The following is a 12,241-nucleotide window of genomic DNA, read 5'->3' on the forward strand; positions in this document are numbered from 1 at the left end:
TAGCTATCGGTGCGCTGCCACATGAGGTGTATAACAAGCCAGAATAGCCGCATGGAACATGGCGCTAAAATCCTGGAGCCTGGAGTCCGCTCAAGGTCAATGCCCGATCTATGCCAGCGAGCTATTTAGTCAGCGCCGTATTTTTGCTTCGCCCGGCATTTCGGAACGAAACAACCGGATCGAACCCAGGGCGAGTATCAATTCAATCGCCGCAAACAGCGCCAATGCGGTCCCGAAGCCAAAGCGCAGAACTTCGCCGAAAATCAGGCTGCCCAGGCCAAAACCCACGAACAGGGTAAACACGTTCAAACCCATCGCCTGGCCGGGCCGTTTGCCGCCGAGCGAGGTGACGATGCCGGCAAACAACGGCTGTGTCGCGTCATAGCCCAGCGATAGCAGCATCGCGATGATCGGCGCGAGAATCACCGGAAAATCGAACAGCAGGCCCGCTGCGGCCAACGCACTCAAGCCGAGCCCGATTGGCAACAATCGCGCGCGACCCCATCGGTCTGCAGCGCGGCCAATCAGCGGGCCAAACAACAAACCGGGCACCCCGTAGCCAAGCAATGCCAGACCGATGCCGACCGGCCCGAGACTGTAGCGTTGTTCAAGGTAAACACCCAGCCAGGTGAACACGCCGGAATGAAACATCGAGTTCACAAAAACATAGCCATAGGTGCGCTGGCCGCGTGCGGTGCTCAAAAGGCCCAAATAGCCGCGCATCAGGTCACCGAGTGTGCCGCCTACCGGCTGCATTGCGCCGGCGATCAGGCGCCGATAGGGTAAAAGCAGGAGCAGAACTATCCCCCCGGTTGCGCCGACAGCCAGGAAAAGCCCTCGCCAGCCGATAATGGGCACCAATATCGAGCCAAGCGGTGAGCCAAACGCCATACCGCCGGCCATAGCCGCAAATAACCAGCCTAGTGGCCGCCCGCGCTGCTCGTAAGGAAACAGCTGTCCGACAAGCACGAGCGCAAGCGGTACCACGCCGCTGGCCCCCAGTCCGGTCAGCACGCGCCATAGCGCCATCTGTTCGACGGATACGGCAGTGGCCGTGAGCGCTGTGAGGAGCGAGAACATCGCCAGGGACGCGAACATGACGCGCTGAACACCGAGCCGATCGGCCAGCAGGCCGAACACCAGGGTGGCGATGCCATAAGGAATCAAATACGCCGGCACTACAAAGCCCACGGTGTGTGCCGAAGTTGCGAATGCATCCGCGAGCGCCGGTATGATCGGCGCCACCATGTATGCCTGGAAAAAAATGAAGAATGTGGCGAGCGCGAGCATCCGCAGCAAACGCTCCCGTTCGTGATGAATGGTTACGCTCGCGAGGGAGTCATGTGACATGTAATTTCCTTTGAGAGTTCGATTGACGCTAGCGGACCAGGCCGGAAACCTATACCGACTCCGCCGGCGTCGTGACACCTCGCCCGAGCAGCCAGCGCACCATCGGGTAGGCGGTCATGAAACCCAGAAGCAACCCACCCCACATGACGAACCAGAACGCGATGGTGGTGGGCGGATAGCCCAGCACAAAGGCCACAATCAGCATCGTGACACCCATGCCGATATCGAACGCAATGATCGCTAGCGCGGATATTTTCAGCGCCACCCGCAGCCGCAGGCCAGCCGAACGGATCTGGCCCATCCGCGTCAGCGACCGGTATTCGAAGGCAATCAGCAACGGCAGTGCGAACGCGGCGATAAGCAGAATCATCGGCCAAACGCCTTTGCCAGCGATCGTGATTCCGGTACCCACCACGATCGGCACGGCGATCAGATGGCCGATGAACGATGCCGCGCCTCCGGGGATGGTTTCCAGGGCGGCCATCACGGCCAAGCCCTGGTCGGGCGCGGCGCCATGACGGTTTTGCCATCGCGCCGTGGCCGGGCGGCCCCAACGGTAATAGGCGACAAGCGCCAGCGGACCGGCGTAGATCGCAGTAATGGGCCACACCGCTTCCCAGCTGGTCATCGGCTGCCGGTAGCCGCCAAGATAAATGTCGGCGAGAATTATCAGCGCGCATAGCAACCCGATGCCGGTAACCGACCAGGCGAGTATCGTCAACCATAGGGGTATCATCACTGGAATCTCCTTTGTAACCGGTTCATTTGCCCAATTTGAGATGGTTCGCAGCCGCGACTGTCCATGCCGCGCTAGCGTTCATATCAAGGTCATTGGCCCGATGGCTGGGGGATTGCGCCCATCGACAGCCCACCAACCGGTATGATCAGATGTGCGTACGGGGTATTCGCCTTCATGACCCAGGGCGCTCCACTTTGCGGCGCAGTGGGAAATTGCTTTAGATCGGTCGGGTCGGGAACGATCACCATGACGTGCGGGGGCATCTGCATGCCGGTGTCTGTCGTCATGCCATGCAGCATGTAGGTGAGGCCGATACGATCAACCTGTGGTGTTTTACCCTGGAAGCGGGCTTTGAAATAGGCTCGGGACTGCGAATCCAGACAGGTTGGTGTGTCACCGGCCAGGCCTGCGAAGCGGCACACCCACTCGCCGCTGCCCTGTTGTAGAACCTTGCCCGCCCGGGAAAGCACGGTGGCATGTTTGGTAACCGATTCGGGGCCGGCGCTTAAAAGCGTCTGGATGACGGCTTCATCCGAATCTGCCTTGGGCTTTTTTTTGGGCTGGTCAGCCTCGTTCTGATTGGCAAGCGCGGGGGCTACAAGGCCCAGTCCTGAAAAGATGGCCACGGCAGCCACCAATAAACTTTGGTTTACAATATTGCGTTTCATAGCGCCTCTCCTGACCTGATCCGGACGGATCCTTTGCTGGTTGGATATCAACAATGTCACAGAAGCGTATTACTTGGAGCCAGCTCCAGGTCAAGCCTTTGTTTATTCGCGGGAACAGCAGGCCGTATTCACCGGCGATGTGTTGTTGATCCGCGGCAGCGGCCGGACTGACTTTCAGGGCGGCGACCCGCACAAAAGTTACGATTCGATCGTCAACAAACTGTTCCGTTTGCCTGACTAGACGCTGGTATATCCGGCCCATGAAAAACAACCGTGACACGGGCCCGCCCCAAGGCGGGCTGCATTAGAGGAGAATTTAAATGGATATCAAACAGCTTGATCAGAACTACAGCGTGACGGCGCAACCTGCCATTGCTGACATCGAAGAACTGGCAAGCGCGCCGTTCACTTATGGGCCCTTGCCAATGCAACTTTCTACCCTATCCCGGACCTGATCGGTAAAGCCGGGGCTGCAGGTTTTGATCTGGAACCCATGCGAAACAGTCTCGAAACCCTCAGGAATCGCAGTGATCGGCAATGACGACAAATACGCCGGGGATACGGGCACATGGCAGTTGATCTACTTTTTCTGTGCGGATAGCAACGCCCACAATACTTTCATGGTGAATCCCCTTCTAGTTTGAAAGGCCGGTGGCTTGCGTTGTTTGCAAGGCTTCGTATCGCGCCCTGGCACTGAACAGGTCGCGGATGACCGTTTCCCGGGTGAGTTTTACGCCAGTAAGCTTCCGTGCACTGTCTATGGCATCTTCCAGTGCACCGGTACCGCTGGCCAATTCATTCAGGCTGGCTTCCCAGTGAGCGCGTTGATTCGGAAGATGGCGTTCGTCAAGGATTTCAAGGCGGCTGTAGCCTGCCTGAATGGCTGCCTTTACGTCGCCGATTGACGCTCGCAGATCGCGATGGGCCTGAGTGGTCTGCCACTGTCGTTGGGATACTTCCGCAGTCGCCCTGCGAACGGCACTGTTCTGTCGCTGTCCCGTAAACGGAATCTGAATCCCAACGCCTACCGTCCAGCGCTTTTTTTCGTCAGCCAACAAGCTATTGTAGCCCGCATTGGCCGTAAACACGGGCCTTCGGTTGGCTTCCGCGACGTCCAGTCGGGCCCGGGCCTCCGCGGTCCGCGCCTCTGCGGCCTGAACCAACGGGTGCTCGGTTCCGGTCAGGGTGTCCGCTGCCATTGGCATACGAGGAGGCAGGGATAGCATCAATTCGGAGGGTTGCGGACGGCGCCCCAATAATGGGATCAGGTTGGCGGAGAGCTTGGCCTGGTCCGCCCGCAGCTCAACCAGTTGCGCGTCCAGCGTATCCAGTTCCGTCTCTACCCTGAACAACTCACTCTGTGTGGCCTCGCCGTATTCCAGTCGTTGCCGGGTAATCTCGGCTAGCTGTTCCACCAGCGCACGAGTCTCGTAGTGCAACTCGATGGCCCGGTGCGAATACCACAAACGGGCATAGGCCTCCTTGACCGAGGCCGTCAGTTTTCTGGTCTGCCAGAGGGTGTCCTGGGTTGCGGCACGCACACCCGCCTCCTCGGCTCCGCGGGACGCGGATAACTGGTCCGGCCAGGGCAGCTTCTGACTGACCTCAAACCGGTGCCCGACCACATTAGGGCCCTCCAGAGTTTCGGGTGCAATACCGTACTTTACGACAGGATCCGCCCAGGCATCCGAGCCTTCCACTTCGGCCCTTGCTGCCTCGATGGCGGCTCGCTGCGCACTCAGGGTGGCGTTGCTATCCAGGGCCTCCGCAATCCACTGGTCCACCGTTTCCAGCGATTCAGCCATTGCGGGGGCAGAAAGGGAAACGAATACCGCCAGAACGGCGTAAATTCCACTGCGTCGAATCATTGGTTCGCTCCTTTTTGGGCGAGCTTCTTCAACCGCGCACGCTGCCAGAGGTAGAAAATCACCGGAATCAGCAGCAGCGTCAGCACTAGAGTAGTAACCATGCCGCCAATCATCGGCCCGGCGATCCGCTGCATCACTTCCGAACCAGTGCCGCCGCCCAGCATGATGGGTACAAGGCCAGCCACGATGGCGGCAAAGGTCATCATGATCGGGCGCACCCGCTGCGCAGCCCCGTGGCTGATCGCCTGGCGCAGGGCATCCGCCGACAGTTTCCCGGGCTGATGATCGACGGCCTCCAGGGCGTTGTGCAGGGACTGGTTGAGGTACACCAGCATCAGCACACCGATTTCCACGGCGACTCCGGCCAGGGCGATAAAACCAACGGCAACAGCCACGGACAGATTGTAGCCCAGCAGGTACATCAGCCAGATGCCGCCAATCATACCGAACGGCAGGGTGCCCATTATAATACCCACCTCGGTCATGTTGCGGAAATTCAGGTACAGCAGGATCACGATAATCGCCAGCGTCAGCGGTACCACCAGTGTCAGGCGCTCCTTGGCACGCTGCATGTACTCATACTGGCCGGACCAGGTCAGGGAGTAGCCGGCAGGCAGGTCCACCTGCTCCCGCACCACCGACTGAGCCTCTTTGACCCAACTACCAAGATCCCGGCCTGCAATGTCCACCAGGGTCCAGCCATTGAGGCGGGCATTTTCCGATTTGATCATGGGCGGCCCCCTGTCGACCCGGATATCCGCCACGTCGGCCAGCGCGATACGCTGTCCACCGGGCGTCACTATGGGCAGTAAGCGCATCTGCTCCACCGAATCCCGGTAGCCCTGGGGATAACGCAGATTGATGGGATAGCGCTCCAGGCCCTCCACCGTACTGGCCACGTTCATGCCGCCAATCGCAGTGCGTACCACGGATTGAATATCTGCGATATTCAATCCGAAACGGGCGGCAGCCTCCCGCTGGATATCCACCTTGATGTAACGTCCGCCGGCCACCCTCTCGGAAAACGCAGAGGCTGTGCCCGGTATGTCAGTCAACACCCGCTCTAGCTTTTCCCCTATGCCCTGGATCACTTTCAGGTCCGGGCCGGCCACCTTGATGCCCACCGGGGTCTTGATGCCCGTTGAGAGCATGTCAATACGGGTTTTGATCGGCATGACCCAGGCGTTAGTGAGACCGGGAAGCCTGACGGTCCTGTCCAGCTCGCGGCGCAGGGATTCCGGCGTTACGCCGGGGCGCCACTGGTCCCGGGGTTTAAACTGGATAAAGGTTTCAATCATGGTCAGCGGGGCCGGATCGGTGGCCGTGTCAGCGCGGCCGATTTTGCCGAACACAGTTTTAACCTCTGGAATACTGGCAATCAGCTTATCGGTCTGTTGCAGGATCTGCCGGGCCTTGCCAATGGAGATGCCGGGATAGGTGGTGGGCATGTACATCAGGTCCCCCTCATCCAGGGGGGGCATGAACTCACTGCCCAGCTTGTTGGCGGGCCAGAAGCCGATGATCAGCACAATCAGGCCACCGGCAAGCATCAGGGCGGGCCGCCGCAAAGCCCAGTCAATGGCTGGGCTGTACAGGAAGATCAGCAGCCGGTTAATGGGATTGCGGTGCTCCGGCAATACCTTGCCACGAATGAAGTAGCCCATCAGCACCGGTACCAGTGTAATGGCAAGCCCGGCAGCCGCAGCCATGGCATAGGTTTTGGTGAACGCCAGGGGTGCGAAGAGCTTGCCCTCCTGAGCCTCCAGCGTGAACACCGGCAGAAAGCTCACGGTGATGATCATCAACGAGAAAAACAGCGCGGGCCCCACTTCACCGGCGGCCCTATACATCACGGCCCATCGGTTTTCCGGTGTCAACGGGGTCCGCTCCATGTGTTTATGGACATTTTCAATCATCACAATGGCACCGTCGACCATCGCACCGATGGCGATGGCAATGCCGCCGAGGGACATAATGTTGGCGTTGATACCCTGAGCGTGCATCACCACGAACGCAGCAAGAATGCCCACCGGCAGGCTCACGATCACCACCAGGGAAGAGCGCAGGTGAAACAGGAATACCGCGCAGATCAGGATCACCACCAGAAACTCTTTCAGCAGCTTGCTGTAGAGATTGTCCACCGCATTGTTGATCAGTGTGGAACGATCATAGGTGGGCACCATTTCAACGCCATCCGGCAGGCTGCCCTTGATCTCCTCCAGGCGTTGTTTAACACCCTCGATGGTAGCCAGAGCGTTTTCGCCAAAACGCATCACCACGATACCGCCGGCCACTTCGCCTTCTCCATTCAGTTCAGCGATACCCCGGCGCATTTGTGGCCCCAGCCGGATATCCGCCACATCCTTGAGCAACAAGGGCTTGCCATTATCGTTGACACCCAGCGGCACCTGGCGCAGGTCGTCCTCGTTCTGCAGGTAACCGGTGACCCGCACCATGTATTCCGCCTCGGCCATTTCCACGACGGATGCCCCGGTTTCCTGGTTGGCGCTGTTGATGGCGGCATGAATACGCTGCAGCGTGATGTTATGGGCGCGCAGCCGGTCCGGGTCCACCACCACCTGATACTGCTTGACCATGCCGCCAACACTGGCGACCTCGGATACCCCGGACACGGTTTGCAGTTCAAACTTCAGGAACCAGTCCTGAATGGCCCGAAGCTCCGAAAGGTCATGCTGGCCGGTGCGGTCCACCAGGGCGTAGGAGTATACCCAGCCAACGCCGGTGGCATCCGGCCCCAGCTCTGGTTTGGCGGCATCGGGCAATTGCCCGGCTACCTGGCTCAGGTATTCCAGTACCCGGGAACGAGCCCAGTACAGGTCGGTGTCGTCATCGAAGATCACATACACATAGGAGTCGCCAAAGAAGGAATACCCCCGAACCGTTTTGGCGCCCGGCACCGACAGCATGGCGGTGGTGAGCGGGTAGGTCACCTGGTCTTCCACCACCTGGGGCGCCTGGCCAGGATACGGGGTCTTGACGATCACCTGTACATCCGACAGGTCCGGTATGGCGTCAATGGGCGTTTCCCTGACGGAATAGAATCCCCACCCAATCAGTATGAGGGTGGCGAGCAATACAAAAAATCGGTTATGAAGCGACCACTGGATAATGCGGTTAATCATGAGCTGAGTCCGGTCTGGTGATGGCCGGGGGCAGCCCGATGGCGCACCCCCGGGCTATCACTACTGTTTCCTGATAGAGGTCACCTGCTGGCCCTTGCCAGCGGGTGCCAGAGTGAAGACAACCTTGTCACCCTTATCCAGGGCATCCAGGTCCACCTCCGGGGCTACGGGAAATCCCATGGTCATGCCCGGCCAGTTCAGCGCCGGAATAGGCTCATGCTTCAGCGTTACTTTGCGATTTTCGGTGTTGATCATGGTGATTACGCCCCGGCTCTGGACCGGGCCAGCGGACTCTTTGGTGTCCATGCCGGACATCGAGCCCATGTTGTTATCGGCCGCTGCCAGAACAGGTCCCAGGGATAATCCGAACACAACAGCCGTCATCAGGTTTTTCAGTTTCATGGTTTTCTCCAGTGGTTACTGCGCGTCTTGCGCGGGCTCAATACGTTCAACAAGATAGCCGTCCGGCGTCTCCCGGAACCCGAAATTGACGGTCTCACCCGGGGCCAGTTCCACCAGATCGACGGATTCGGCAATACCAAAGGTCATGGTCATGGCCGGCCAGCCAAGACCGGGTACCGGGCCATGGTCGAGCGTGACTGAAGAACTCTCAGCATCAAGCTCCGTAATCCGGCCAGCGGCTTCAAACAGTTCGGGCGCAGAGCTGTCTGCACCGGCCATGCCGGCGCTGTTCTGCTCCTCGGGCTCCAGGCGCAGCATGGCGGCCTCGAGGCTGGTTTCTGAATCAATCAGGAACTGGGCGGACACCACCACCTGCTGCCCTTCTTTCAGACCTTCGTGAATGACCACCCTGTCGCCGGCTTCCCGGCCCGTCTTGACGGGCACCGGACGAAAATAGCCGTCATCCTCAGCCAGCAGCACATGCTGGCTGTCGCTTCGCCGGATCAGCGCCGGGCGCGGGATAGTGAGCAGGTCCTCACCGATGGGGGCATCCATGGTGAGATTGACGAACATTCCGGGGCGCAACCGGCCATCCGGGTTCGGAACGCGTACCCGGGCCCGAAGAGTCCGCATTTTGGGATCCAGTTCCGGGTAAACGTAGTCAATGTCACCATTCCAGTTTGTATCCGGCATGGACGGCGTGGTGAATTCAACGGCCTGACCCGCTTCAACCAGCCCGGCCTGACGTTCAAAAAACTCGGCGATCACCCACACCGAATCGCGACTGCCAATGGCCATGATTTCAGTATCCGGGCGCACGTACATGCCGGCACGAACAGGCAATGCGGCCACATAGCCGGAGCCAGGGGCAAATACGGTGATGCGTTCTCGGATTTTTCCTGTTTTTTTCAGGTTGGCAATCTGTCTATCCGTCATGCCCAGCGCGCGCAGCTTTCCGCCGGTCGCTGTTGCCTCTGAGCCCCGCCCAAGGCGCTCGGACATCAGAAACTCCTGCTGGGCATTCACCAACTCCGGTGAATAGATCTCATACAGTGGTTCACCACGGTCAACGATTTCTCCTTCTGACCGAACATGCAACACCTCGACCCATCCGGCAATGCGGCTGTGCACCTGAATCAGTTGATCTTCATTGTCAGTGACATAACCCACGGTTCGGACCGGAACAGACACTGCCCCACGGGAAACTGCCCGGGTTTTAACCCCCAGATTGTTTCTGACTGCAGGATTGATCTGAACCCCGCCGTCGTCCCGGCCGCTACTGCTTTCTTCGTACACCGGCACCAGGTCCATTCCCATGGGGGACTTGCCAGGCTTGTCACGGCGGTAGTTGGCATCCATGGGAGCAACCCAGTACAAGGGCTTTTCATCCGCCGATTCACCGGCAGGATTACCAGAACCGGCGGATTCTGACATCGGCATGATTTGCAGGCTGGCCAGCCAGCCCAGACCAAAAGCGACAGCGATCACCATCGCCATCAGGGAAATGCGCATTGATGTTTCCTTATTTGAAGCTTATAGACGCTCGCCCGAGTGGCCTATCGGCCCAGGTGTAAACGTGCGAACTTAGATAAAGACTAAGATCAGACTACTGAGAAATCAGGGGGAGGTGTAAGGGTATCAAGGATAACGCTGAGATAGACTTCTCGGGGACGAAGAGAGGTAGGGTCGGAAGAACATTGCACTGGCAAAACCGCCTTCTCAGAAACCAGTGCGGATAGCATCGCACCGCAACTGCCCTGGTTGGCGGCGATAGCACAATCGGTAGACGCCATATCACCACAGGCCATATCCTGTTCCGAATGCCCGTCAGTGCTGGCACTCCAACAGTCCACCATGGCCATGTGGCCGAAACGGGCAGGAGGTTCTGCTGTGTCTGCCGTGAATTGCCCGAACGCCAGCACCGGCTGTATTGCCATGATCAGCAACAGCAGATTAAGAAGGGCTTTAGGCGTTATCAAGCGTGGCAAGTGGAGTGACCCAGGTAATTGAGTTTTCAAGAATTCTCGTGATGGTACGGCTTTCACGCCACAGGCGTCAAGCAATTAATCATGCCGGCACGAAGCTGTCTTAGCTCACTAAAATGCTGATCTAGCCGAAAAGACGATCTGTACATCGTTTCTTCATTTCGCCGCTGGAGAAGCCTTCGCCTGTCCACTGGGCATGTCTGACTCGCGCTCGACGAGCACAAACAACAGATGATCAATAAATCGAATCTGATCCCCGTCCAGCTGATCATCGATTTCCAGAATACCTTTCTCAATTTCATCAGAAGTAAAACCTGCCAGATTTGACATAAAACGCGCCCGCAGCATCGCATACCAGCGATCCTTCGGGATTTCGACGCGGTACTCTTCCCTGCTTGTCACCGCACCAAGGCCGGAGGCGGCAATTTCACCGAGAAGAATGTCAAGCTCCGGTTGACTCTCTGAAAAGGCAGTCATCGCCCGGCTGAAAAGGGGAAACTCGGGCAAACTGGGCCGGGTGACCACCAGAACACGACCATTCGGTCGCAAACATGAGCGCATTTTCTTCCAGAATCTCTCACGATTGCGGATGTGATGAATGGACTCCTTGATGAGCACCCGGTCCAGTTGCACCCCGCTGTCAATGAACGCTTCAGCGGATGCACAACGGGTCTGGATGCCGCTGTATTGTTCAGCATTCAGGAGCATGGCGCCTGAGGGGTCCACGCATATCGCTTCAGATTCCAGCGGCACAGCCTGGCTGAGCAGATGTGTGAAGATACCGGTCCCACCACCAAGGTCTGCAAACCGGCTGTCAGCCTGCATATTTAAATGATTAAGAAGCTTTTTCAGCATCCAGCCCCGGTAATCCCTGGTCAAAAGCCACAGATCATCATAGTCCCGGGAGACTTCGGTAAAAGCCGTCGTCATTGCGTGTGCCCCATAAAACGCTGGTAACGCCCTGCGTTACCCTGTGTGTCAACCCAACCCCGAGCGGGACTTGCCAACGAGTTTTGCAAGCCGGCCCATTCGTGGAACAAACCTTGGCACTTCCTGCTGATAGGTCCGGTACCCGTCACCGAACCGCTCAATAACCTGTCGCTCTTCATGCCGTGCGAGCAAGCTGTAGGCAAGGACAATGATGGGGAACAGACTAACGGAGAACAGCGTCGGCCAGTGCACAATCCCCTCCCCGAACAGGATGAGAAAAAGGCCCGTATACTGCGGGTGCCTCACCAAACCGTAGAGCCCATCCGTTGCAAGACGCCCTTGTTGGTGTGCACGATGAAGTTCGCGCCATCCCTGCAGAAAAATACCGATGCCAGTCACAGCCAGAGTATAACCAAGCAACATTGAGATAAGCATGCCCACCTCGCCGACACCAAGCAGCGAGGACCAGAGATTCGCGCTGAGGTCGCTACCGTCCAGATCAAAGAACCGCACGAGCAAATAGACAGTGAGAGGGAAGCCGTACATCTCCGCATACAATGCGATTATAAACGCCTGCACCACCCCGGCACTGCCCCACTCCCGCCATGTTCTGGGAGCGAGCCAACGATACATGACCCAGGAGATCAGCACGATCATGATCGCCGCTATACCCCAGGCTCCCGAATGACCAATAGTTTCTGTCATGTTAAGTTTTCCTCGTAAGTCAACGAACAAACAAGCTAAGACAGCTTTTATCTGGCTGTCGCCGCCTCCGTTTTATTGATCGGTTGACGTCTTGACCAGGCAATTAATGCAAGGCCGCCAAGGATCATCGGCAGGGTCAGCAGTTGCCCCATGGTCACCCAGCCGAGGGCGATGAACCCCAGTTGCGGGTCGGGGAGGCGAACAAACTCGACCGCAAAACGGAAAATTCCGTAGAGCAACAGGAACAGGCCGGACGTTGCGCCCATCCGACGTGGGTTGCGTGAGAACCACCACAGCACCACAAACAGCACAACACCTTCCAGGGCAAACTCATACAGTGACGACGGGTGACGTGGCGCCGACCCCATATTCGGGAACACCATGGCCCAGGGAACATCACTGACCCGCCCCGGGAGCTCGTGATTGATAAAATTGCCAAGGCGCCCTGCCC

General features: G+C 58.2%; 13 protein-coding genes. 2 read left to right on the forward strand and 11 right to left on the reverse strand.

What is annotated here, in order from left to right; translation table 11 throughout:
- Window positions 1-129: 129 nt before the first annotated feature.
- The 3 genes from AXW11_RS20195 to AXW11_RS20205 all read right to left on the reverse strand — a co-directional run bounded on the left by AXW11_RS20195 (window position 130) and on the right by AXW11_RS20205 (window position 2,757).
- Entirely contained in the window at window positions 130-1,350 is a 1,221-nt protein-coding gene (locus AXW11_RS20195; protein WP_075194557.1) for an MFS transporter, read from the reverse strand.
- 49 nt (window positions 1,351-1,399) lie between these two features.
- Window positions 1,400-2,086, reverse strand: a complete 687-nt coding sequence (locus AXW11_RS20200) for a DUF4396 domain-containing protein (protein WP_228301257.1) — start codon at window positions 2,084-2,086, stop codon at window positions 1,400-1,402.
- 92 nt (window positions 2,087-2,178) lie between these two features.
- On the reverse strand, window positions 2,179-2,757 hold the full coding sequence (locus AXW11_RS20205; RefSeq protein ID WP_075194555.1) for a hypothetical protein: 579 nt from the start codon (window positions 2,755-2,757) through the stop codon (window positions 2,179-2,181).
- Between the two features lie 40 nt (window positions 2,758-2,797).
- On the opposite strand from AXW11_RS20205, the gene AXW11_RS20210 reads away from it, so the two are divergent.
- Both AXW11_RS20210 and AXW11_RS20215 read left to right on the forward strand, forming a co-directional pair.
- The gene (locus tag AXW11_RS20210; RefSeq protein ID WP_075194554.1) at window positions 2,798-2,998 is read left to right on the forward strand and encodes an MBL fold metallo-hydrolase; all 201 of its coding nucleotides are present in this window, start codon (window positions 2,798-2,800) and stop codon (window positions 2,996-2,998) included.
- Between the two features lie 79 nt (window positions 2,999-3,077).
- A complete protein-coding gene (locus AXW11_RS20215) occupies window positions 3,078-3,212 on the forward strand; it encodes a hypothetical protein (protein ID WP_256713513.1) in 135 nt (44 codons plus the stop codon).
- A gap of 180 nt (window positions 3,213-3,392) precedes the next feature.
- On the opposite strand, the gene AXW11_RS20220 is transcribed toward AXW11_RS20215, so the two are convergent.
- From AXW11_RS20220 to AXW11_RS20255, 8 genes are all read right to left on the reverse strand, one after another.
- Complete coding sequence (locus tag AXW11_RS20220) at window positions 3,393-4,625, reverse strand: TolC family protein (protein ID WP_075194553.1); 1,233 nt, start codon at window positions 4,623-4,625, stop codon at window positions 3,393-3,395.
- Window positions 4,622-7,768, reverse strand: coding sequence for an efflux RND transporter permease subunit (locus AXW11_RS20225; RefSeq protein WP_075194552.1), 3,147 nt, complete (start codon window positions 7,766-7,768; stop codon window positions 4,622-4,624). The genes AXW11_RS20220 and AXW11_RS20225 overlap by 4 nt, the downstream gene beginning before the upstream one ends.
- Window positions 7,769-7,828: 60 nt before the next feature.
- Window positions 7,829-8,170: a copper-binding protein gene (locus AXW11_RS20230; protein ID WP_052479501.1), complete on the reverse strand. Its 342-nt coding sequence runs from the start codon at window positions 8,168-8,170 to the stop codon at window positions 7,829-7,831.
- Between the two features lie 15 nt (window positions 8,171-8,185).
- On the reverse strand, window positions 8,186-9,682 hold the full coding sequence (locus tag AXW11_RS20235; RefSeq protein ID WP_041334556.1) for an efflux RND transporter periplasmic adaptor subunit: 1,497 nt from the start codon (window positions 9,680-9,682) through the stop codon (window positions 8,186-8,188).
- 89 nt (window positions 9,683-9,771) lie between these two features.
- Window positions 9,772-10,158 (reverse strand): hypothetical protein, encoded by a 387-nt coding sequence (locus AXW11_RS20240; protein ID WP_143071139.1) that lies wholly within the window; start codon window positions 10,156-10,158, stop codon window positions 9,772-9,774.
- A gap of 153 nt (window positions 10,159-10,311) precedes the next feature.
- The gene (locus tag AXW11_RS20245) at window positions 10,312-11,085 is read right to left on the reverse strand and encodes a class I SAM-dependent methyltransferase (protein WP_075194550.1); all 774 of its coding nucleotides are present in this window, start codon (window positions 11,083-11,085) and stop codon (window positions 10,312-10,314) included.
- A gap of 48 nt (window positions 11,086-11,133) precedes the next feature.
- Window positions 11,134-11,820 carry a methyltransferase family protein gene (locus AXW11_RS20250; RefSeq protein ID WP_228301243.1) on the reverse strand — a complete coding sequence of 229 codons (687 nt, stop codon included), beginning with the start codon at window positions 11,818-11,820 and terminating at the stop codon, window positions 11,134-11,136.
- 17 nt (window positions 11,821-11,837) lie between these two features.
- Window positions 11,838-12,241: prolipoprotein diacylglyceryl transferase (locus tag AXW11_RS20255; RefSeq protein WP_286792658.1), on the reverse strand; the 404-nt coding region annotated here is incomplete at its 5' end.

The sequence above is a fragment of the Marinobacter sp. Hex_13 genome, assembly GCF_001566815.1.
Lineage (GTDB): Bacteria > Pseudomonadota > Gammaproteobacteria > Pseudomonadales > Oleiphilaceae > Marinobacter > Marinobacter salarius.

Coding starts and splice junctions, on each gene's coding strand:
- AXW11_RS20205 (WP_075194555.1), bottom strand. CDS start 2,757: ATGAAACGCAATATTGTAAACCAAAGTTTATTGGTGGCTGCCGTGGCC.
- AXW11_RS20200 (WP_228301257.1), bottom strand. CDS start 2,086: ATGATACCCCTATGGTTGACGATACTCGCCTGGTCGGTTACCGGCATC.
- AXW11_RS20245 (WP_075194550.1), bottom strand. CDS start 11,085: ATGACGACGGCTTTTACCGAAGTCTCCCGGGACTATGATGATCTGTGG.
- AXW11_RS20235 (WP_041334556.1), bottom strand. CDS start 9,682: ATGCGCATTTCCCTGATGGCGATGGTGATCGCTGTCGCTTTTGGTCTG.
- AXW11_RS20220 (WP_075194553.1), bottom strand. CDS start 4,625: ATGATTCGACGCAGTGGAATTTACGCCGTTCTGGCGGTATTCGTTTCC.
- AXW11_RS20225 (WP_075194552.1), bottom strand. CDS start 7,768: ATGATTAACCGCATTATCCAGTGGTCGCTTCATAACCGATTTTTTGTA.
- AXW11_RS20195 (WP_075194557.1), bottom strand. CDS start 1,350: ATGTCACATGACTCCCTCGCGAGCGTAACCATTCATCACGAACGGGAG.
- AXW11_RS20230 (WP_052479501.1), bottom strand. CDS start 8,170: ATGAAACTGAAAAACCTGATGACGGCTGTTGTGTTCGGATTATCCCTG.
- AXW11_RS20215 (WP_256713513.1), top strand. CDS start 3,078: ATGGATATCAAACAGCTTGATCAGAACTACAGCGTGACGGCGCAACCT.